Genomic DNA, 21,917 nt, shown 5'->3' with positions numbered 1-21,917 from the left:
AGGGATAATGACACTTTCAGGAACCTCTATCTTAGAATCATAAGTAGCATTTTAATTTCATGTAATTAAAAAAATATGCCTGATTTGCTTTTAACCATATTAAAAACACGATAAAATAACTTTAAAAAAATAAAAAAATATTTCGTTTTATAAAATACTGTCCTTAAATTAGTTGTATATTTATCTGAATATTGCCAGTACGCCATTATTTAACCGACCATTATCCATTACCTTCAGAATAAGTAGACAATAAAGGCGCTAAAACCTTTATTTACCGAAATCGCACTCGGATAAACCAATTATTAACTGCTTCAAGCACAATTGTACGGCTATGGAATGTATGCACATCAAATTTTATTTGGTTGCGATCCTGCTGTTAGGCTCCAGATTTGTATCAGGTCAAGTCGGATCGCTCACACAGGTTGCCAACCCCCACTCTCCGGATGCGACCGCGCTGGGGCGATATGTCGAGATGCCTGTCGGGCATTATACCGGGCTGCCGGATATCTCGATCCCTTTATATAACCTCGAGGCCAAGGGTATACAGGTACCGATCTCCCTGAGCTACCATGCCTCGGGCATGAAGGTCAAGGAACTTCCCGGCTCTGTTGGGGCGTGCTGGGCACTCAATGCCGGAGGCGTCATCAATCGCATTGTCAGGGGATATCCCGATGACCATACGGCGTCCTGGACTTCCAGCGCGGATTATCAGGACAGCCAGACCCGCGCCCGTATGGCCAATGCCTATACCATCGGATTTACAAATGAATTCACCAGCTACGAACGTTTTTGGCTAGCCGCCAGCAAAACTGGAGTTTATTATGAGGGCATGGCCGACTCTTATAATGCCATGCGCAGGGATACCGAATACGATATTTTCTCCTTTAATTTTAGCGGCCATACGGGGCAGTTTACTTTTGATAACTACAACAAGCCGTTGCAGCTCAACGGAAATGATCTCAAGATCGAATACCTACGTCCCAATTATAAGATCACAGATGCACAGGGGATCGAATATTATTTTAATGCCGTAGAGCAGGACTACGATGAAACCGCGGTGAGCTCCCATGCACTGTATGTAACCAGTTGGTATGTCACCAAGATCCGCAATCCCCTGAGCGGAGAGGAAATTGTGTTCACCTACAAAAATTACCTTAAAAATGATCTGTACGACCAGACCGGAGACGGACAACAGACATTCACTAGAGCTTATGGCAATACCATCCGCAAATTCCGGTATTTCGATGGTACGACCCGGCCACTTCCCCCGGGCGTAACGGAGCAGTGCGAGCTATACGATGTCGGGGGCCGCCCCACTCCTCCCTATAGCAATAATTCACTTTTTCCGGATGAGATCACCTGGGGAGACAAAAAGATCAAGTTTTACGGAGCCCTGAACAGAACGGATCTGTATAAATACAAGCTGGACAGTATCCAGGTACTCAGCGTAACACAGGTGCTGAAACGCATCCGCCTCCATACCGGGTATTTCAATGCTGCGGCGTCGCGAATCAAATACCGTAAACTCAAACTGGACAGTGTAAGGGTAGGGTCTGAACTGTACAAAATGGAATATTTTGAAAGTGTGCACGGCATGGGCATACCCTCCATACAAACCAAAGGGCAGGATGTCTGGGGATATTATAACGGGGAGGACGAAAATTTGATGGTAGGAGGCGACTACAATGACGATGTTTTCAATTTCAATGTGGAGTATAACACGAACTATAAAGTTTTAGACCTTCCTTCTAATAATTACATCAACTATTATCCCTATCGTAATAGCACCTTCCGCAATCCGGATGTCAAATACGGACAGCTCGGCACACTGTCTGCGATCACCTATCCAACTGGAGGTCGCAGTATGTTTACCTACGAAGGCAATACTTTTGGGGTGGCCTCTGCTGGGGGCAATGTCGAATATGACGGGGTGACCCAGTTTAAATTTGAGAAACAGTACATGAAACAATGTCGGGCACAGGCACCGATCGCATCGGGTTCAACCAATTGGAACGGCACCCGTAACTTTGTCATCCATCAAGACCAGAACGTACAGCTCAGCGGGTCGCTCGGTATGGATCCGAGCGTAACCTATTCGGATTATCAGAGCATCATTCTTGTTCAGCAGCCGACTGCCAAAATCTGGATAGCCAAATACAACGATGTCACAGGGACTTTTGACAATATAAAATCCTTTCAGGTAAGACCTGACCTGCTGATCGGAAATCCATTGAATATCGGTCAGTACATGGCCAGAAAAGCACTGGGTACTGTTACCATAGCAGAGAGCATGTTCATGGCTAAGGGAAGATACCAGATCTATAGCGAAGTCTCTGGACAGGGCGTACATGCCCAGCAGAATATTGGTATCCAATTTGACTATAAGGCATCGGACAGTCTCTTTTATGCAGGCGGACTGCGCATCAAAAATATCCAATTTGATCCGGGACCATCTGCACTGAGCGCTTATTCCAAAAGCTATAATTACCATATCAGTTCCCGTTCCAGTGGAGTGCTGGAAGCGCCCATATCCAATTCGGGACAGTCCGGTTTTTTTGGAGATCCCCATTTGCATGTGCCCACCAATACAACCATTCAGTTTAGCTGTATGTATTTTAATATCTTCTCCCAACCGCTTATTCCGCTGGGCAACTCCATGGGTAGCAATATCGGATATGGACAGGTCACCGAAACCCGGGAAGATGGTGCCAGCACCGTTTACTACCATACCACGGGCGGACCGGGCTGGGCCTCTGCCGATGAGTTTGTCGAAGATTATCTCGCCCCCTTTATGTCAACGCGATCACGGATACTGACCGACAATTCCTGGTCCAGGGGACTGCCCAAAAAGATCGAATATTTCAATGCCGCTGGCCAGCCCGTCAAGCGACAGTTTATGGACTACTTATTTGATATAAACTGTAACCGTAAATCGATCTCCTTTGTGATGACCAGTGTTCAATTAAATGTACTGACACAGAGCTACATACCTGGAGCGCATACCTTTTCGGTCGTATGCCCCAGCAAAGCCCTGCTGGTCCGGGACTCCACCGTTCAGTACAACCCCGAAGGCAATACCTTTGAGACGGTAAAATATGAATATGCCACCGCCCGCCATTATTATCCGACCAAAATAACCCGCTCCAACAGTTTGGGAGATAGCCAATTGGAATATAGGCGCTATCCGCAGGATTTCAATGTGGGCATAGGACCCACCGATTCCTTTTCTAAAGGGATCCGAAAACTGCAGGAAAGCAACGTGCTTGCCCCGGTTATCGAGCGTTATACCGAATCCCGCCGTGCCGGCCAGCCGGGGCTCTCAGGCCTGAGCGGAGAGATCGTCTCTTTTCAGCAGACCCTTCCCCTGCCCGATCAGGTCTATCAGCTGGAGGCGTCGCCGTCTACACTCGGCACGGCATATAGTCCACTGACGGCGACCTATAACAGCAGCAGTATGGATAGCCGCTATAAATTGCGCGGACAGTTCAGCAGTTACGACAGCAAAGGCAATCTCGGCCAGTATGCACTGCAGAACGGACCTACAAACAGTTTCCTATGGGATTACAGCGGCCAGCTCATGACCGCTTCGGTACAGTCTGCCGCGCTGAGCGATATCGCTTTTACCAGCTTTGAGGCAGAAAATAAGGGAAGCTGGACCTATAGTGGTGCCACGGTGGCCGATGCCACCAGCCCAACGGGCAGCAGGGCATACGTCCTGACCGGCGGAAATGTAGTCAGGACAGGGCTCAATGCCGGCACCAGCTATATGCTGACCTATTGGGCAAACAGTGCCTCGGCCGGAAATATCAGCGGCGGTGCCGCAACCATCATCCGCACCAATGGGAGCTGGAGGCAATACCAGCGTATCATAACCGGAGTGACCGCTGTTACCCTGACCGGTACCGACCGAATCGATGAGCTCCGGCTGTATCCGCTGGGCGCACAGCTGACCACGTATACCCACATCCCACTGGTGGGCATGAGCAGCCAGACTGATCCTACGGGACGCACGGTCTATTATGAATATGACAGCTTCCAGCGGCTTATCGCCATCAAGGACATGGACGGAAAAGTCTTGGACAATTATAGATATCAATATGAAAACCTTTAAATACCGACCGTTTATGAAGGCAATAGTTCGATATATGATCTTGCTGCTATTGAGTATGCCTCTAGCAGTACTGGCGCAGAGCGCGGGACGCAATTACGTCAAGAAAACGACATACCGCCAGCCTTTCACGGTCCCTCCCGCAAATCCTACCGTACAGCAGGCCATGGAGGACATCAGCTATTTTGACGGGCTCGGGCGTCCCCTGCAGCAGGTCAGCGTGCGTGCCGTACCGGCAGCCGACCGTGATCTGGTCGTGCCAGTCACATACGACAGCCTGGGACGGCAGGACCTGACTTTCCTACCCTATGCCACGGCGATAGGGGTCGGCGGAGCCTACAAAACCGGCGCCGTGGCGGCACAGGCTTCCTACTATGGGGCTCCGCCCACAGGCGTGGTGCAGATCCCCGCGGTCAGTGGACTGACGCCCTCTTTTTCAAGAACTGTGTTTGAATCCAGCCCCCTGGACCGCGTGCTGCAGCAGGGTGCTCCTGGTGCGGGATGGCAGCCCTACAGCGCCACAGTGCCGACATCGGGACATACCGTGAAGACTGTCAACAGTACCAACATAGCGAGCGAGGTCAGGCTCTGGCGGACTGATCTTTCCGGAAACGGAGCCAGCAGCACCGCTTATTATGCGCCCGGAAGGCTCTACAAGACCATCATCAAAGACGAGAACTGGACCAGTGGAAAATCGGGTACCGTGGAGGAATTTAAGGATACCGACGACCGTATCGTGCTCAGACGGATCTGGGAAACGGAGAGCAAGTCGCTCAGCACCTATTATGTGTACAACGATTATGGCGACCTCTGCTATGTAATCCCGCCGGCGGTGACGGTCACCACTTTTACGGATGCCGATACGGTATTCGACCGTTATATCTTCGGTTACAAATACGATGTCCGCAGGCGGATGACCGACCGCAAGATTCCGGGAAAAGGATGGGAATACCTGGTCTACAATGTACTCGACAGGCTCGTGCTGACCCAGGATGCCGTACAGCGGGCACAGAACCAGTGGAGCTATACCCGTTATGATGCCCATGGTCAAGTGGTTTCATCAGGTCTGTACACCAATACGGTCACCACGGCAGTGGCCACGATGCGCACCCTGGTAGAAAGCTATGCCGGAGCGCTCTGGGAAAACCGTACCGGTGCCGCAAGCTATCCCTATAATACTTTTCCCGCAGCAGGTACCGGTATTACCATCACCGAGCTGCTGGCCAACTATTACGATGATTATGCTTTTACGGGAGCCTCCACCCTGCCCGCTTCGGGCATCACGCCCAGCGGACTTTCCTATGCCATGCAGACAGGCAGCAAAGTGTGCAGAACCGACGGCAGTTCGCCGCTGGTCACGGTGCTGTACTACGACCACAAAGGGCGGGTGGTCCAGACTGCCGCGCAGAACCATCTGGGCGGCACGGATTATGTGACCAATACCTACAGTTTTATCGGCGAACTGCTCAGCAGCAGCCGTGCACATAAGGCTTCCCCATCGGGAGCAGTGACCACCATACTCACCAAAAACGAGTACGACCACCGCGGCAGGCTGACCGCCATCAAGCATAAGATCGGCAGTCAGGATACGGTGACCGTGGCGGCCTATACCTACAACGAGCTCGGCCAGCTTATCAGCAGATCACTGGGTAAGAAAGCAACAGAACCCGACTATGTCAGCAATGCAACCCTGCGCTACAATGAACGGGGCTGGCTGAAAACGAGCACTGCCAGTAATTTCAGCCAGCAGCTCAACTATCAGGACGGGACCAACCCGCAGTGGAACGGCAATATCAGCCAGCAGCTCTGGGGAACGACTTCGACTCCGTCAAGTACGTTCAGCTATCAGTACGACAGGCTGGACAGGCTTTCCAGCGGAACGGCAACGGGCATGAGCGAAGCGATGCTCTACGATGACATGGGCAATATCACCAAGCTCACACGGGATGGCTCAGCGATCAATTATAGTTATCTGGGAAATCGTATTACAAGTTTATCGGGCGGACTGAGCGGCAGTTACACCTATGATGCCAACGGCAATGCGCTGACCGACCGTACGGGTATGATCCTGACCTATAATCAGCTGAATCTTCCGGCTACGGCTAATAAAAGCGGTACAAGCTTAAGCTATCTGTATGATGCACTGGGAAACAAACTGCGCAAAACCGCGGTGGTCAGTTCGGTGACCACCGTAAGGGAGTATGTGGGCGGCATTGAGTATAATGGCGCCAATATCGACATCATCCACTTTCCCGAGGGCTACGCCCTGAAAAGCGGTGCTACTTATGTGTATCATCACAACCTCACGGACCATCTGGGAAATATACGGGCGACCTTAAAACGTGGAGCGACACCGACCACGGTCGATGTGGTGCAACGCGATGACTACTACCCTTTTGGCAAGCGAAAAGTTGTAACGGGCGGGATTAATAAGTATCTTTATAACGGAAAAGAGATCCAGGGCGAGCTTGGAGATCAGTACGATTATGGAGCGCGTTTTTACGATGCGGAGATCGGACGATGGAATGTCACCGATCCGATGGCGGAAAAGTATTTCGATCACTCTCCATATAATTATACGGCAAATAATCCGATCCGCTTTATTGATCCTGACGGGATGGCCTGGGAGGATTCCGGTTTCGGAATGGTTACACGGGATCTTAAGGATATCACCAATCTGCTGGGAAGCTTAAGCTATCAGCAGGATCAGGAGCAGGATCCCAATAAAAAGAAAAAGCAGGATCCTCCACAGAAGAAAAATGGAGGTGGCTATAGTTGGGGGCAATTTGGTAAAGATCTATTGGACGGTACTCCTGTTGCCGGTAAAGCATGGAGCAGTGGACAGCGATTAGAACAAGGCGACTATCTCGGTGCAGCAGGTGATTTTAGCACTGCATTGGCAGAAGGCATTACAATGGGGTTCAGCTCTAAAATGGCTAGTGCTTCAGTAAATTTATTTACTAGATGGTTTGGGAGTAAAGCGGCTAAAGGAATAACAAATACGTTTGCACTTACTAGACATGGCGAATTAACTAATGGAGTTTATACTGTCTCTAAAGAAGCTATGAAAAAGCATGTGTTTAATCTAGGACAAGGGAAAAGTGTATTTTATCCGACTCTAAATGCTGAGGAAGCTGTGTTAAAAGCTGCCCAATATGCTGATGAAGCAGGGCTTTGGGTTGGAAATAAAGCAAAAGTCCCCGTGGTAAATACAAATATTGGTAGACTCGGAAACGGCTCACCAACAAATATAATTAATGTTTACCGAAACTCAAACGGGTCAATTCATGGCTCGCCAGGAACAATAAAATAACATATGAAAAATTTAACAGAAATATTTAAAAAAGTCATTGAAAGCAATGTTAATTGGCAATTTTCCTTGTTCTATTATGTACTTGATATATTGAAAAATAATAAAATTGAAGTATCATTTTGGGAACGAGAAGAAAACTGGGCATCAATTTTAATGGATAAAAAAGTTGTAGGTTATATATGGAAAATATATCCATTAATTATTCTTGAACACGAAATTTCTTTTCAAGTTAAATATATTCTTCAAAATATTAATTGGGTTAATTATATTTCGGTCAATTCTTTGAGTAAAGATTTATTTAAAATTGAAAATAAGGAAATTGAAAAATATTTTGAAAATTTCAACAATTTCAAATCATTTACGATAGAGGATTTATGGTTTCAAACAAATAGTAAATAAAATATTATTGTAAGGAAAAAGTTAATTTTATCTGATTGTGATTCTCTAAATGTAGGAAGAGATCTTAAATCTGTTTAAAACGCAAAACAGATGTAAGATACATATGGGGAACCCAATAATGCACTTTAAATATAGCCAAAAGCCCTTGAGTTCTTTACCAACAATAAAGTGATAGTAAGTTATGTTTAAAAAAAATGATAAAAGAAGATTGTATTGGCTTATTGAATTATCTGAACAAATAAATGGTTGGACATTTTGTAATGATTATTACTACTCTTATAGTTTAGATATTAAAAGTGATGATTTAACAGATATAGAAAAGTCTGCGTTTTCTGAATTGGATAAAATAAGCAGTAGATATACTGATGTTCAAGAGGATTTAGTTAAATATCCTGACACTTATTACAATGAAGAAGAATTAAAGCATAAGATAATCCAAACAAAAGAGAAGTTACAAGAGCAAAGTCCGCAATAGTGGGCTTTGTTATTTATCTAAAAGCCTGTTTGGTTTTAAAGTTTTGGATATAGGTATCAATGACGTTGAACAGAACACTTTTGGTATCGGCATCCATCTTTTGTATATCGTTGATACGTTCCACCGTTTCTTTGTCATAAGAAGGGTTTTCCCCTTCCCTGATTAAAAATCCACCGTTACGCCAAAGGCTTTAGCCATTTTGGCGACCATCTCAAAGGAAGGCAGGTTCTCATTTCACTCGTATTTCCCGCTAATCTCACGAGAAGCATCAATTTGGAATTCCAACTTACAAAGTGGAGACTCTTTTATATTAACCTGTATTTAGAATCTAGTTTTAAAAAAGATTTCATATACAGAACGATGCAGAAAGTTCAATTAAATTAAAAAGGATAAGACTCTATCAAAGAAAATTCGAAATACAAGGATACCATAACACTATAAACTAGGGAAGTTGATCATTTTGAGAACCTATATTTAAATTAGGATATTAAGCTAAAGATATTTGTTCTTTGATTTCTGAAATATACCCCTTCCCCATCGGGAGCAGTGACCACCATACTCACCAAAAACGAGTACGACCACCGCGGCAGGCTGACCGCCATCAAGCATAGGATCGGCAGTAAGGATACGGTGACCGTGGCGGCCTACACCTACAACGAGCTCGGCCAGCTTATCGGCAGATCACTGGGCAAGAAAGCAACAGATCCCGACTATGTTAGCAACGCCACGATCCGATACAATGAAAGGGGCTGGCTGAAAACGAGCACTGCCAGTAATTTCAGCCAGCAGCTCAATTATCAGGATGGCACAAACCCGCAGTGGAACGGCAATATTAGCCAGCAGCTCTGGGGAACGGCTTCGACTCCGTCGAGTACGTTCAGCTATCAGTACGATAAGTTGGACAGGCTTACCAGCGGAACGGCAACGGGCATGAGCGAAGCGATGCTCTACGATGATATGGGCAATATCACCAAATTGACACGGGATGGCTCAGCGATCAATTATAATTATCTGGGAAATCGTATTTCAAGTTTATCGGGCGGACTGAGCGGCAGCTACACTTATGATGCCAACGGCAATGCGCTGACCGACCGCACGGGCATGACCCTGACCTATAATCAGCTGAATCTCCCGGCTACGGCTAATAAAAGCGGGGTTAGCTTAAGCTATCTGTATGATGCCCTGGGGAATAAGCTGCGCAAAACCGCCACTGTCAGTTCGGTGACCACCGTAAGGGAATATGTGGGCGGAATTGAGTACAATGGCGCCAATATCGACATCATCCACTTTGCCGAGGGCTACGCCCTGAAAAGCGGTGCTACTTATGTGTATCATCATAACCTCACGGACCATCTGGGCAATATACGGGCAACGCTAAAACGGGGTGCGACACCGACCACGGTCGATGTGGTGCAACGCGATGACTACTACCCTTTTGGCAAGCGAAAAGTTGTAACGGGCGGGATTAACCGAAGAACGTAGTGATGAGCTCATTTGTACCATTGATAATCAAATTGTTTTACAAATAATAAGTATCTTTATAATGGAAAAGAGATCCAGGGCGAGCTTGGTGATCAGTACGATTATGGAGCTCGTTTCTACTATGCGGAGATCGCACGATGGAATGTCACCGATCCGATGGCGGAGAAGTATTTCGATCACTCTCCATATAATTATACGGCAAATAATCCGATCCGCTTTATTGATCCTGAAGGGATGGCCTGGGAGGATTCCGGTTTCGGAATGGTCACACGGGATCTTAAGGATATCACCAATCTGCTGGGAAACTTAAGTTATCAGCAGGACAAGGATCCAGAGAAGAAGAAAAAAGGAAATATAATTGCAAACAGTCCTGGTTCCATTATTAGAAAAGATGGAAAAAGCCAGTTGCAAAAAGGCGATCCTTCAACTAATTCATTTCTGAACAATTCATTTGAGCTAGGAGTTGGATTTACACCTGTAGGCACCTATTTCGATATAAAAGCGGCCTTATCCGGTGAGGATATGAATGAGGAAAACTTATCTCCTTTTTATAGAGGAGCGGGATTAATACCTCTTGTATAGGAAATTAGGAAAACCGCTAAAGCGGGCAGTCAAACGATCTATCGCGTTGTTTCTTCTGCAGAAGCAAAAGATATTTTAGCACATGGTTTTAGGCAAGCTCCAACTAGCTCAAAAATTTCTTCATATGAAGGTAAATTGTTTTGGACGAATATAGAAGATGCTAAATGGTATCATAATTGGGCAGGGGAAGGAAATCAAATACTCAAAATAAAAGTTTTATTTTTGAAAATGGTACAGATTTAGGAAAACAATTTTACTATGTAAGTCCAGAAAGATTGAAATGGTTTAATTCTTCTGTCAAATCAGTAAAATAATTTTTTATGATAAATTTAATCGGTACTGTAGAATGGAAAAGCGATAAGGTTTTGATAGGAAATCGTATTTTTCTATTTTGTTTTGGAGAGAAATGTATGTCTGGTAGAATAGAAAGTTTTCAAAAAACAAATATTTTAAATGAATTTAACATTTGGGTTGAATTTATTAAACCAGATTATTTTCAGGATAACTATGTAATTGATAACTCTTTTACCATAAATGAAGCATCATCAATTTTAGCAAAAGGAAAAGTTAAAGATTTAATTTAATCAAGTGGGTAGTAAAAAAAATAGAGCTCACTTGAATTTTAGTTACAATTGGAAAACAATCTTAGAAACATATTGATATGAACAGTAAAGATTTTAAAAAATTGTTTGGCGAAGTAGCCAAATCAAACGGGTTTGAAAGTGCTTTTGGGGGATGGTTCAGAGATAGCGCAGAATGTATCATTGTACTTAAATCTGCAAAAATCAAATTTTGGTGATTATTACAAAATGAACATCAAGATTTATATACAAGGAATATTCGGAAATAACTACTCCAGAACAAAGGATTTAGTTAAAAAAGACATTGGAAACATTTTCACTAGACAGCCACACGAGTGTAAAGCACTTTTTGATTTTGACGAACCAATGGGCGATGAAGATCGCAAAGCCAGTCTAGCAAAATTATTTAGTGATTTTATTATATCATTCACAGATAAAGCCTTATTAAAGTCAGGTATAAAAGAGTTAGCAGATAAAGGGAAAATTACTTTGCTGCCTGCAGTAAAAGAAGAATTAGGCTGAAATTATTTTTTATTAAAATACTCAACAAATAATATACTTTAATAATATACATTTACCTTTATAAGTAAAACCTAAAATATAATGCAATTACGAAAAGGTAAAACTAAAACATTACTAGAAAGTTCAATTGATTGTGCTTTATTATCCGTCGAAATTTATAATAAACCTAGAGCCCCATTCAAAGTAGAATGTTTTATAACACATATGATTATGTCTTGGACGAGGCTTTTACATGCTCATTTTAATCATACAATTGGTGAAACTTATTTTTATAAGGAAATAAATGGTAGATATAAAATAATTGATGGGGACAAAAAAGCCTGGGAGCTGAAGACCTGTATTCAAAAATATGGAAATCTTACAGATGGTGTAAAATGTAATCTTGACTTTTTCATAAAACTCCGGAATAAAATTGAACATAGATCCATATCTAAAGATGAAATTGGTTTAATGATTTTCGGAGAATGCCAATCACTACTATATAATTACGAGAATGAGCTAATTAAATTATTTGGTCAAGAATATGCAATTAATGAAAGTTTAGCATATTCTCTTCAGTTTTCAAGAGTACGAACTGCTAAACAAATTGAGTCGAATAAACAATTATTATCAACAGAAATTCGACAAGTTAAAGACTTTATTGATAAGTATAGATCAAATATTCAAGATAGCGTATTTAATACGCAAGAATTTAGTATTAAATTAATTCAACTTCCTAAACTTGCCAACACCAGTAGAAATGATTTAGCTATTGAATTCGTAAATTGGAATTCAATCTCAGAGGAGGACAAAGAAAACTATGAAAAAGTTACTGCTTTAATAAAGGATAAGGTACAAAAAACAGAAGTCATTAATCCTGCTAAATTGAAACCTGGCGCAGTAGTGAATGCCGTAAGAGAAAGCTACCCAGGTGCTGGCTTTAATCATTTTGATCACAAATGTTTATTATATATTTTTTCAATTAAACCTACGAAAGAAGATAGACCTGAAATAGATCCATTTGAAACAAACACAAAATTTTGCCATTATGATGAAGCACATGCTGATTATTTATTTAAAGATGAATGGTGCCAATTCTTAATAAGTAATATTACAAGTGGAGTATTAACAAGGGAAATATGGAAAACCAATTTTGACAATAGAGCAAAATTGAAAATTGAAACATTCGAAATTTTGTAAATTAAAGTTACTTCTAAAAAATTATTATAAAAATAATCTTAAAAAGATAAACGGAAATGGCTAGTAGCTATTTCCGTCCAGTGCAATGATCTATTCCACGATCAAATTAATTCCAGCCATATTCGCTTTGTATTTTATCTTTTCAATCAGGCCATAGTAGCTCCAGTTTCGCAAAAGGAATTCATCTTCTTTAGCAAACTCTTCCTTGTTCGTCTGATTGACCAATAATAATGTTCCTGCTTCAGATTTTACACATAGATCAATCAGCCTTCTGCTATAGAGATGCAAACGACTATCCACATAACGTTTCTCCTGTTCATTGACTTGCTCCATACTTTTCATCTTTTTCTTACGTCCATGACCACCTCTGTTGAAAGCTGCACCTTTTTGCAATCGGTATCTCGCCGCCTGAATAGCCATCCGCCGATATAGAAATTCTTCTTTGTTTCCTATTTGGTAACTATTTTTATCAATAGACACCGTGATCGGATGTTCTACAGACAACGATGCTTCAGCAATGATATGGTCTTTTAGTTCGTATTTCTTTTTCGGCAATTCCAGAGCGAGCAATAAAAATATCTTGCCTTTTACTATCTGGATGGAGCTTGCACAGATCTTGATTTTTCCGACCAGTGCCCTCTGCAATAAAACCCTCTTGTCCGATCGATCTTTGCCGAGATACGTGCGAAAGGGTATTTTGAACAGTTTCAATATAAAATCACGCCCTTTCTCATCATTGCTCAGTTTCACTTGATCTCCTCCAAATGGAATCGGCATATCTTTTTTATAATTTCTCAACGATTTTTCTCCTTTCCAATAGGCTAAACGATCAGTACTATAAGCCCTGTTTAAGGTCATATTCATGGACGAAAGAATATCCGATGGCAGTTTTCCTTTAAAATATAGAGACAATATGCGATACGTGGTATTCATCTTAGAAGTGGTGAATATACCTTCTGGATCTTTATCAAAATTAGCGAGCTTCACTTTGACGTCATCGCGCAGATAGATTAAATCCTTCATCTGCTCTTGGATGTATTGGTGCGTCATAACCATATTGGATCCGCGATACACCATGTCCTGCCACTCAAATAACTTTTTATAATACGCAGACCGTTGTTCTTGATCATCACAGTCCAAATAAATCTGAACTTTTCGGGTTAAAATTAGGGTATCTTTTTCCATAAGCGATATCTCTTTAATTATGCTGTTTTCTTGGCGTTTTTGATTTTAGTATGCGCCTGTACGAAGAGTTTTTTAACCATCGATGGATTCAAATTCAACGCTTCGGAAATCTGCTCAAATGACAACTGTAGCTCATAGCGCATATGAAAGATTTCGGCCTGATGCTCATTGAATTCACCCTCCAGTACCTCCGAAGACCGTCTATTTAACAACTCCATTTGTTGCGAGTTATTGAATATGGAACGTAGTGTATCAATGGTTTTTTCGACCTGCAAACTGACTTCATAGTCAGATATACCACCCAAATAATAGGCAATGCGCTCGTAGTTAAAACTATACTGTAAACAGAGTTTGATGAATAGCTGCTGTTGATTGCTGAGGCTTGGCAACAGCCGGTTAAGTTTATCCAATCGCTCCTGCTTTTCTTCCTCCAGCTTCTCCAGATAGACGATATCCGTTTCCTCCTCTTCCTCTAGGGTATATCCCACCAGAAACTCTTGGTAATCTTCGATACCATCCAACCGTAGCAGTTTTCGGTGAAATCTAGTTTTTGTGGTATTGTAAAATGCATCTATAGCAGCTTTAACCTGTGCTTTTAAAAAGGCAAAGGTATCGTCTATTGTCTTCATCTGTTTTCGGCAGAGCCACAGTCGCAATAATGCTTCCTGCGCGATACTTTCAGCCGCACAATCATCCTTGGTCACGCGATATGATTTTACGAAAAGATATCCGTAGAAACGATTGTAAAAATAGGTCAAGCCTCTTTCATCTCCGTTCTGCAGAAAGGAGAGATATTTTTCAGCTTGCTGTGTTTGTAGTGTTTTACTCATAATCATTATTTTGGTCAGGGCACATGAGAATGCCAATACATTGGTTATTTATCTAAACAGATCTCAGCTTGGTCTGGCGGATTTTTTTGGGAACTGAGATCATGTTTAAGGCATATATTAAAGCGACTTAGAACACTCCTGTCCTATTGGAATTGACCGAAAATATGTGGCTTTTTATCAAGAGCATGCAATATATCTTGTATCTAATGCCATAAACTCAAAGTGTCATTACCTAAATTATGTGTAGGCTTGCTTTTTCATCGTCATCAACGTGACCTGAGCGTACCTGAGATGGATATGGAGTTTTTAGAATATCGACTTACTTAGGCCATTGTGCAGTGACAGTTCTGTCAACTGTATAGCTTCCCTGTCGATTGCATATTCAATTGCACTAAGCTCAACCCCCTATTGCAATAAATTGAATTTAGCGAGTGGTACCCTCCTCACCCTACGGCTGTACAAGCAGCCTCCATTATTTTATATTGAGCGAAGTCAAAATTTCTAACTTTCTAACCCTCTAACTATCTAACGATTCTTCAACGTGTAGTCAGCAACAACAAATACAGCCAGCTAATTGTACACACCTTTCAATTTGTGATCAATAAAAACCCATGCTATTTTCGGTATTCAGTGAGTGGTAAAAATCCCTCACCCTACGGCTCTACAAGAAGCCTCCATTATTTTATATTAAGCGAAGTCAAAATTTCTAACTTTCTAGCTTTTCTACCTATTCTTTCAACTTCAAGTCAACAAACATTTTTTTAGTTTTTCTTTTTCGCATTACATTGTACATACTGTTTTCAGAACTGTACTTAGTAACTCTGACATTTGATAACTTTTAATCGTTTCATCAATTGTAAATACCATTAATGGTATTCGCGATTGATTGTACACACCTTTCAATTGTGTTCAGTAACAACTTGATGCTCTCTAGCTGATTCACAAACCGAATTGTACACAGCTTTCAATTTGTTGTCAGTAAAAACCCATGCTATTTTCGGTATTCAGTGAGTGGTAAAAATCCCTCACCCTACGGCTGTACAAGCAGCCTCCATTATTTTATATGATGAACTAGAAACTAACCTTCTAATCCTTTCACTTTCTAACTATTCTTTCAATTTGTGGTCAGTAGCGACTTACCTCCGTACCGAAGACCCGCAGCACATGTTGTATATACCTTTCAATTTTTGGTCAGTAGCGACCCCCTTACTATTATTCAGTATTCAGTGAGTAGCAAAAATCCCTCACCCTACGGCTATACAAGCAGCCTCCATTATTTTACATTGAGCGAAAAGTCAATATTTCTAACTTTCTCACCCCCTAACTTCATAACCTTCTAACTATTCTTTCAAATTGTGGTCAGTAACAACAGACTTTAATCTTAAACCTCAAGAAGACTAAATTGTACATACCTTTTAAGTTTGTAATTAGTTGTGATATCTTTTGGTTCCTTTTCGTTGCATCAATTGTAAATACCATTAATAGTCTTCATTATTGATTGCATATACCTATGATCAGTAACTACCCATGCTATTTTCGGTACTCAGTGAGTGATCATGATCCTCACCCTACGGCTGTACAAGCAGCCTAAATTATTTTATATTGAGCGAAGTCAAAATTTCTAACCTTCTCACCCTCTAACTTTCTAACTATTTTAAACGCTCTGTTAAATTTTGGTTAGCAACAACGAAATCATAGGGTTATATATCAGCATCACGGTTGTCTATACTTTCCACATTCTGGTCAACAACAACTTTTCCAAATTGAATAGAAAAGTGAAAATAATTGTACACACCTTTCAATTTGTGGTCAATAAAAACCCATGCTATTTTCGGTATTCAGTGAGTGGTAAAAATCCCTCACCCTACGGCTGTACAAGCAGCCTCCAGAATTATTTATTTGTGAGGATATTTTTGAGGAGTTTGCGCGGTATGAAATACTGCTTTGATGATGATCAGTTCCTGCTCATCATCTAACGTATAAAAAACGATATAAGGAAATTTCGTTAGCATCCTGCCACGAAAGTTAAGATAGAATACCTGAAAATATCGGACTTTCAAAATATCAGCAACAGCTTTTTTATAGTCCTGAAGAAATTTTAATGCAACTTTTTTAGATGCGTGCTCCATATAGTATGCGGTAGCTTCTTCAATATGGTTTCTTGCAGCAGGAGTGATCAGTATGCTATAGGCCATATTTGACCTTCAACTCTTCGAAAACTAGATGAGCAGGCTGGCAATCATCTAACGACACGTCATTCTGAGACAAAAGGAACTGCTCTTGTTCATCAGTTAGTTTGAAATTGGTCTCTTTCGACTCGTATGTAGCCCCGATAAGTTCGAGTACTTCGAGGAAAAAAGAAGTCTTGTCTTCTGGAACAGATACTTTAAATGTAGTCATATTCAAATTTAACAATAAATATTCTAAGTTCCTAACTGGCAATTGTTAACAGTAGTAATGAATATTAATGGACATCACTTTCGAATTGTGCTCATTAACAGATACCCTTCGATAATAGATAATATGCTTATCTATGTGTTTTGTACATACCTTGAAATTTGTTAGCATAAACAAATCATACTATTTTTCAGTATTCAGTGAGTGGTCATTTACAGCGCAAGCCTAATAATTTTAAAAAAAATGCAATTTTAGTCGTATTGTACATGTCTTTAACATTAAGGTCTGCAATAACCAATGCTTTTTTCAAGTACTCAGTGAGTGGTCATTCCCCTCACCCTACGGCTGTACAAGCAGCCTCCATTATTTTATATGGCGAGCTAGAAGTTAAACTTCTAACTATCTAACCTTTTAACTATCTAACTACCTAACCTTTTAACTATCTAACTACCTAACCTTCTCACCCTCCCAACCTTAGCTAAAATTCCGATCAATACCAATATGTCAAAGAACTAAATCATACTAATGATGGTTTATATTTCCTCATAATGAAGAACAAATTACAATCTTGTCATTCCCAACAAACTTTCGTAATTTTAAATCAAATTTAGGCTTTGCCAACCATAATAATTCATGGTATCCTACCGATTTACCGGTAAAGTACCGATCCAAAAAATCATAGTATATGAACACTATTTTTGAAGAAAAAAAAGAAACCATGCACATCGGTCACAATATAAAACGGATAAGAGAAATTCAAGGAATAAAACAAGAGGCCTTTGGGCAATTGTGCAAAAGCAAATACTCGCAGCAACGGATTTCTGATTTTGAAAATATGGTCGCTTTTGAAGAGCCGCTATTAAAAGAATTGTCAGATGCACTTGGGGTAACACCAGATTTCGTCAAATCGTTTAAAGACGAAAATGTGATCTATAATATACAGAATAACAATAACTCCACATTTAGTGACAATTCTGTCGGTCAGAATGCACAGCCCGTATTCAACAACGACGGCTCAGACAAACTGCTCGCACTATTAGAAAAATTTATTGAAGAAGACCGCATCAAGACCCAATCTATTGCTACATTAAGCAAAGCGGTACTGGATCTTGCCAGTGAAGTGAAGAAATTGAAAGAAGATAGATAAAGAATTATTAACATCATTTTAAATGATTAAATTCAATTTTGCAATGGCCGTTGCAAAATTGAATTTAAAATCGGTATTCACTTTATCACTGATTGTGAAACCTATCTTCCCAATGCCTTCCGACGCTCCACCTCAGCCTGGAGACTCTGGAACCATTGCTGATAGACACGAGGCTCATAGATCATTTGCTCCTTACTATCCTTATTCACTTGCCCCCAATAGCCACTTTTACTGGATTCGCTTCCTTCATACATCGAGATCTTAACCTCCGTCACATCATCATTAACGGCCTCCACATAAAACATGGCTTTAGAAGTGTTAGCATCTTTAGAAGAGCCCCATAATGCGCGTTGCATATTCGCATTTTTATTTTCGAGACGTTTACTCGCATTGATTAGACCAGTCTCTTTATCAGCACGGTCCACAATATAACTCTCCGACTGCAATAAGCTAATAATGGCCTTAAATATCAAATCTTGATCAGATTCAAATTGTTTAGTTGTCATCATTTTTACTTCAGCAGGTGATTTAGTTACCATTTGAGTAGCGCATGAACTCAACAATGCGATAAAACATAACAATACTGTCGTTTTTTTCATTTCAATATAATTCTAAAAGTTAATATGCGGTGGATACGACCGAATAATCGGTTACAACATCATGCTCATCAAACGTGATGATGAGATCAAAAGATTTACTACTACTACTTTGGCTGGCACGCTGCCCTGCAAAAAAATCTGTAGATCCAGCTTTATTCTCGACAGACATACGATTATAACTCCAAACCTCTCTATTCGATTTGTTTTTAGAAACCAAATTTGGAGAACCAAACAACTTCATGATTTCATCTTGTGTGGTCTCTCCTTTAATTACCTTGCTTTTTACTGTACACATGGTGAGGTTACTCTTTTGTGTATTACCCTCTGTTGCATACTTATAACTGGTACAAGAAGTAAGTGATAATACAAGTAAAACTGATCGTAATATTGTATACATAGCTTAAAATTTTGGCAAACCTATCGAATACAAATATTTAAAAGCTACGGTTAGCCGTAGGATTAATTGATATTATTCTCGTATGATAGCACAAAATACCAATGAGAAAAAGAAATTGTAAAAACTTGTATGAAAACATGAATTGATAGAAGAGAATGAACTAAATATCATACAAACTACTAAAAGAGTTTTTAGCAGAGTGGTATAGCAACGAACAATTATTTAGATGCTATAGATATCACTTTTTTTACCGGACCATTTAAAGTATTTAGTTGCTTAGGCAATAATATTATTTAATTATATTCAGCCATTTAATTTCTTTAATCCAAATCGGTCAATCTTAGACTCATTGCTGAGCTACACAACAGATATCTTAACTGAATATCGAATCACCAATCCTTTCATTCAATCATGATGACTACCTAATTTCTTTTCATTTGAAAGTTATTTTAAGCGATTTAAAAGATAATCCCTGCAAAAACACACTAGAGTATGGAAAAAGAAACTTAAGGACTTAAAACGCCTTATTTAAGATAAAACACATTTGAAATGTAGGTCAAGTATGAATGAAGCAAGATGAAGCGTGGATAGTGCGTTGATACTTGATCAACAGGTACTGTTTTACGCACTATCCATACTTGACCATTGCTTAGCATATGCACTACGCAAGCTTGGGAGATACATGAACCACCTTGTTCCCGTGCTGGTCTAGGCGGGGCCTCCTGATCTTCAATCAAGCTACTGACCTGAGTAGATATCCGGTACCTTTTTAGTAGCTCTTTGGTACCTTCTTAGTAGCTTCTCCGTACATTCTTGGTACAGGATTGGTACACTCCCCGTGAATAGCCCGTACACTAACGGTACACTCTTGGCCACTTGAAAGCCTTATTTTCCTTCAAAATCAACAGCAGGGATGTCCAGGCTATTTGGATCTGATTCGTACTTTGTTTTAACCTTGTTCGTACCTTGTTTTAAACTTTCTTGTCCCTGCACCGCAGTTGCAAAGTCCCTGCACCGTCCATTTCCCGGGTCAGGGACGGGAAATAGGAGGTGCAGAAGCGGTGTACAGACGGCTTTCGGTAAAACAGTGTCCGAATCTGGTTAAAAGCAGATATGGATATGGTAGCTGCCAAAAACTGCGCTGAAAAATCCAATTTGTCCCTTCCTGAAAAAGGTTTACAAAAACCGAATATTAAAACCTTAAATTTAATATTATGAAACAGCGTATGACAAAACGTAAATCAGGGGGACAACAAGTTTACAGCGACAGCTTCAAGATCTTAGTTTCCAGGGAGTACCTAACAGGCAAGTTTAGTTATTCCCAACTTGCAGAGAAATACAATCTTCCGGGAGAAGCGACTCCTCGTTATTTTATGAAATGGTACCAGCAGTGGGAAAGCAATCTAGATCTGGAAGTTCCACAGGTTGTAGATTCGGAAGATCCCGGGATAAAAAATGAACAAGAGCTCAGGGATGAGCTTTTTGAGGCAAATCTCAAGATTACCGCCCTGGAGATACTGATCAAAAAAGCGGAGGAGCTCCATGGGGCTGGGTTGGTAAAAAAGTCTGGGGCCAAATCGTCCAAGAAATGAAGTCGTGTTACCAGAATATTTCGGTCACCAGACTTTGTGGACTATTTGGCAGAACTAGGCAGTCCTATTATAAATATATGGGCAGAGAGCAGGAATATTCCGTTCGCAGCGGACTTGTATTGGCCAGGGTACGAGAAATACGGAAGGACTCCCATCGCATGGGTGCCCTTAAGCTTCGCAGCATACTGACCAAAGAAATGGGCAGCGCGATGATTGGGCTGGGAAGAGACGCTTTCTTTAGGCTGTTGCGTGAGAATGACCTTTTGGTCAAGTGCAAACGCAGGTATGCCATCACGACCCAATCAGACCACCGTTTCAAAAAGTGGCCCGATCTTGTGCAACGTAGGCAAGCCCTGCATCCCGAACAGATATGGGTGAGTGACATCACCTACATACGCATCCGGGACAAATGGATCTACCTGTGCCTGATCACAGACGCCTATTCCAGAAAGATCGTGGGCTACAAACTTACCCACAGACCAACAGCCCAGGCCTGTATATCAGCGCTCCGGATGGCCATAGCGCATAGGATTTACCCACAGAACATTCTGACCCACCATTCGGATCGAGGTATCCAATATTGCAGCACAAATTATATCAGTATATTGCAAGAAAACGGTATTGCCATAAGCATGACACAATCCGGAAGTCCATACGACAATGCTGTGGCAGAAAGGTTAAATGGTATCCTAAAAAACGAATATCGGATGGCCGAGACTTTTCCAGACTACAAAACTGCGCTTAACCAGCTGGTCAAAGCAGTCAACATATACAATCATTTTAGGCCACATATGGCCTGCAACATGATGTCTCCACAGCAGGCACATCAGGAATGGAAGAACCAAAATGTTCCTGGACTCTTTCAGCGACGTAGTCCGGATGCAAAAAAGTTCCGCATCAAAATGAGGGAAACAGTGGCTAGGCAACGGACAACTGATAACAGTAAGAAAAAAGACAATGACAACCATATGCAGTAGAAAGAAATAGGATGTAAAATATATATAGTAATCTGTTCGGTATATGTAAACCTATTTCAGTATAAGACAATTTGGTGTTTTTCTGCATTTCTTCGACCTTTCTTCGACCTTTCTTCTAGACTTGTTCTACCTCCACCTGAGTCTCCTTCGAG

The 21,917-nt window shown here is 41.4% G+C and carries 17 protein-coding genes and 1 pseudogene; 12 read left to right on the top strand and 6 right to left on the bottom strand.

The window, feature by feature from the left end:
* The first annotated feature begins 340 nt into the window (after nucleotides 1-340).
* The 9 genes and pseudogenes from AC06G9_RS06085 to AC06G9_RS06045 all read left to right on the top strand — a co-directional run bounded on the left by AC06G9_RS06085 (nucleotide 341) and on the right by AC06G9_RS06045 (nucleotide 12,641).
* Nucleotides 341-4,111: an RHS repeat domain-containing protein gene (locus tag AC06G9_RS06085; protein ID WP_480957705.1), complete on the top strand. Its 3,771-nt coding sequence runs from the start codon at nucleotides 341-343 to the stop codon at nucleotides 4,109-4,111.
* The gene (locus AC06G9_RS06080; protein WP_480957704.1) at nucleotides 4,098-7,421 is read left to right on the top strand and encodes a DUF6443 domain-containing protein; all 3,324 of its coding nucleotides are present in this window, start codon (nucleotides 4,098-4,100) and stop codon (nucleotides 7,419-7,421) included. The genes AC06G9_RS06085 and AC06G9_RS06080 overlap by 14 nt, the downstream gene beginning before the upstream one ends.
* A gap of 3 nt (nucleotides 7,422-7,424) precedes the next feature.
* Nucleotides 7,425-7,820, top strand: a complete 396-nt coding sequence (locus AC06G9_RS06075; protein ID WP_480957703.1) for a hypothetical protein — start codon at nucleotides 7,425-7,427, stop codon at nucleotides 7,818-7,820.
* Nucleotides 7,821-8,001: 181 nt separating this feature from the next.
* Nucleotides 8,002-8,295, top strand: a complete 294-nt coding sequence (locus AC06G9_RS06070; RefSeq protein WP_480957702.1) for a hypothetical protein — start codon at nucleotides 8,002-8,004, stop codon at nucleotides 8,293-8,295.
* 546 nt (nucleotides 8,296-8,841) lie between these two features.
* Nucleotides 8,842-9,777 carry a hypothetical protein gene (locus tag AC06G9_RS06065; protein WP_480957701.1) on the top strand — a complete coding sequence of 312 codons (936 nt, stop codon included), beginning with the start codon at nucleotides 8,842-8,844 and terminating at the stop codon, nucleotides 9,775-9,777.
* A 51-nt stretch (nucleotides 9,778-9,828) separates the two neighbouring features.
* Nucleotides 9,829-10,359, top strand: a pseudogene (locus tag AC06G9_RS06060) (RHS repeat domain-containing protein); the annotation flags it as partial.
* 320 nt (nucleotides 10,360-10,679) lie between these two features.
* Nucleotides 10,680-10,943, top strand: a complete 264-nt coding sequence (locus tag AC06G9_RS06055) for a hypothetical protein (protein WP_480957700.1) — start codon at nucleotides 10,680-10,682, stop codon at nucleotides 10,941-10,943.
* 132 nt (nucleotides 10,944-11,075) lie between these two features.
* Entirely contained in the window at nucleotides 11,076-11,462 is a 387-nt protein-coding gene (locus AC06G9_RS06050) for a hypothetical protein (protein WP_480957699.1), read from the top strand.
* An 81-nt stretch (nucleotides 11,463-11,543) separates the two neighbouring features.
* Nucleotides 11,544-12,641 carry a DUF3644 domain-containing protein gene (locus AC06G9_RS06045; RefSeq protein WP_480957698.1) on the top strand — a complete coding sequence of 366 codons (1,098 nt, stop codon included), beginning with the start codon at nucleotides 11,544-11,546 and terminating at the stop codon, nucleotides 12,639-12,641.
* A 90-nt stretch (nucleotides 12,642-12,731) separates the two neighbouring features.
* Here the strand turns inward: AC06G9_RS06045 and AC06G9_RS06040 are convergent, their stop codons facing one another.
* The 4 genes from AC06G9_RS06040 to AC06G9_RS06025 all read right to left on the bottom strand — a co-directional run bounded on the left by AC06G9_RS06040 (nucleotide 12,732) and on the right by AC06G9_RS06025 (nucleotide 17,098).
* Complete coding sequence (locus AC06G9_RS06040; protein WP_293929198.1) at nucleotides 12,732-13,826, bottom strand: hypothetical protein; 1,095 nt, start codon at nucleotides 13,824-13,826, stop codon at nucleotides 12,732-12,734.
* 17 nt (nucleotides 13,827-13,843) lie between these two features.
* The gene (locus AC06G9_RS06035) at nucleotides 13,844-14,656 is read right to left on the bottom strand and encodes an RNA polymerase sigma factor (protein ID WP_480957697.1); all 813 of its coding nucleotides are present in this window, start codon (nucleotides 14,654-14,656) and stop codon (nucleotides 13,844-13,846) included.
* Between the two features lie 1,895 nt (nucleotides 14,657-16,551).
* Nucleotides 16,552-16,851 carry a type II toxin-antitoxin system RelE/ParE family toxin gene (locus AC06G9_RS06030; RefSeq protein ID WP_480957696.1) on the bottom strand — a complete coding sequence of 100 codons (300 nt, stop codon included), beginning with the start codon at nucleotides 16,849-16,851 and terminating at the stop codon, nucleotides 16,552-16,554.
* The gene (locus AC06G9_RS06025) at nucleotides 16,841-17,098 is read right to left on the bottom strand and encodes a hypothetical protein (RefSeq protein ID WP_480957695.1); all 258 of its coding nucleotides are present in this window, start codon (nucleotides 17,096-17,098) and stop codon (nucleotides 16,841-16,843) included. The genes AC06G9_RS06030 and AC06G9_RS06025 overlap by 11 nt, the downstream gene beginning before the upstream one ends.
* Nucleotides 17,099-17,738: 640 nt before the next feature.
* Here AC06G9_RS06025 and AC06G9_RS06020 point away from each other — a divergent pair.
* Nucleotides 17,739-18,200, top strand: coding sequence for a helix-turn-helix domain-containing protein (locus AC06G9_RS06020; RefSeq protein ID WP_293929192.1), 462 nt, complete (start codon nucleotides 17,739-17,741; stop codon nucleotides 18,198-18,200).
* Between the two features lie 101 nt (nucleotides 18,201-18,301).
* On the opposite strand, the gene AC06G9_RS06015 is transcribed toward AC06G9_RS06020, so the two are convergent.
* Both AC06G9_RS06015 and AC06G9_RS06010 read right to left on the bottom strand, forming a co-directional pair.
* On the bottom strand, nucleotides 18,302-18,799 hold the full coding sequence (locus AC06G9_RS06015; protein ID WP_480957694.1) for a hypothetical protein: 498 nt from the start codon (nucleotides 18,797-18,799) through the stop codon (nucleotides 18,302-18,304).
* A gap of 19 nt (nucleotides 18,800-18,818) precedes the next feature.
* Complete coding sequence (locus tag AC06G9_RS06010) at nucleotides 18,819-19,196, bottom strand: hypothetical protein (protein WP_480957693.1); 378 nt, start codon at nucleotides 19,194-19,196, stop codon at nucleotides 18,819-18,821.
* 1,214 nt (nucleotides 19,197-20,410) lie between these two features.
* Here AC06G9_RS06010 and AC06G9_RS06005 point away from each other — a divergent pair.
* Nucleotides 20,411-20,788 (top strand): transposase, encoded by a 378-nt coding sequence (locus tag AC06G9_RS06005; protein WP_480957453.1) that lies wholly within the window; start codon nucleotides 20,411-20,413, stop codon nucleotides 20,786-20,788.
* Nucleotides 20,785-21,765, top strand: a complete 981-nt coding sequence (locus AC06G9_RS06000; protein WP_480957692.1) for an IS3 family transposase — start codon at nucleotides 20,785-20,787, stop codon at nucleotides 21,763-21,765. Before AC06G9_RS06005 ends, AC06G9_RS06000 begins: the two co-directional genes overlap by 4 nt.
* Nucleotides 21,766-21,917: the final 152 nt, after the last annotated feature.

The organism is Sphingobacterium sp. MAE, assembly GCF_056711605.1.
Note: the sequence above shows the minus strand (reverse complement) of the source record. Positions and strands in the feature narration are given on the sequence as shown.

Bases quoted from the DNA above. Each gene is read 5' to 3' on its own strand.
- AC06G9_RS06085 (WP_480957705.1), top strand. From the start codon at position 341: ATGCACATCAAATTTTATTTGGTTGCGATCCTGCTGTTAGGCTCCAGA.
- AC06G9_RS06080 (WP_480957704.1), top strand. From the start codon at position 4,098: ATGAAAACCTTTAAATACCGACCGTTTATGAAGGCAATAGTTCGATAT.
- AC06G9_RS06075 (WP_480957703.1), top strand. From the start codon at position 7,425: ATGAAAAATTTAACAGAAATATTTAAAAAAGTCATTGAAAGCAATGTT.
- AC06G9_RS06070 (WP_480957702.1), top strand. From the start codon at position 8,002: ATGTTTAAAAAAAATGATAAAAGAAGATTGTATTGGCTTATTGAATTA.
- AC06G9_RS06055 (WP_480957700.1), top strand. From the start codon at position 10,680: ATGATAAATTTAATCGGTACTGTAGAATGGAAAAGCGATAAGGTTTTG.
- AC06G9_RS06045 (WP_480957698.1), top strand. From the start codon at position 11,544: ATGCAATTACGAAAAGGTAAAACTAAAACATTACTAGAAAGTTCAATT.
- AC06G9_RS06040 (WP_293929198.1), bottom strand. From the start codon at position 13,826: ATGGAAAAAGATACCCTAATTTTAACCCGAAAAGTTCAGATTTATTTG.
- AC06G9_RS06035 (WP_480957697.1), bottom strand. From the start codon at position 14,656: ATGAGTAAAACACTACAAACACAGCAAGCTGAAAAATATCTCTCCTTT.
- AC06G9_RS06030 (WP_480957696.1), bottom strand. From the start codon at position 16,851: ATGGCCTATAGCATACTGATCACTCCTGCTGCAAGAAACCATATTGAA.
- AC06G9_RS06020 (WP_293929192.1), top strand. From the start codon at position 17,739: ATGAACACTATTTTTGAAGAAAAAAAAGAAACCATGCACATCGGTCAC.
- AC06G9_RS06015 (WP_480957694.1), bottom strand. From the start codon at position 18,799: ATGAAAAAAACGACAGTATTGTTATGTTTTATCGCATTGTTGAGTTCA.
- AC06G9_RS06010 (WP_480957693.1), bottom strand. From the start codon at position 19,196: ATGTATACAATATTACGATCAGTTTTACTTGTATTATCACTTACTTCT.
- AC06G9_RS06005 (WP_480957453.1), top strand. From the start codon at position 20,411: ATGAAACAGCGTATGACAAAACGTAAATCAGGGGGACAACAAGTTTAC.
- AC06G9_RS06000 (WP_480957692.1), top strand. From the start codon at position 20,785: ATGAAGTCGTGTTACCAGAATATTTCGGTCACCAGACTTTGTGGACTA.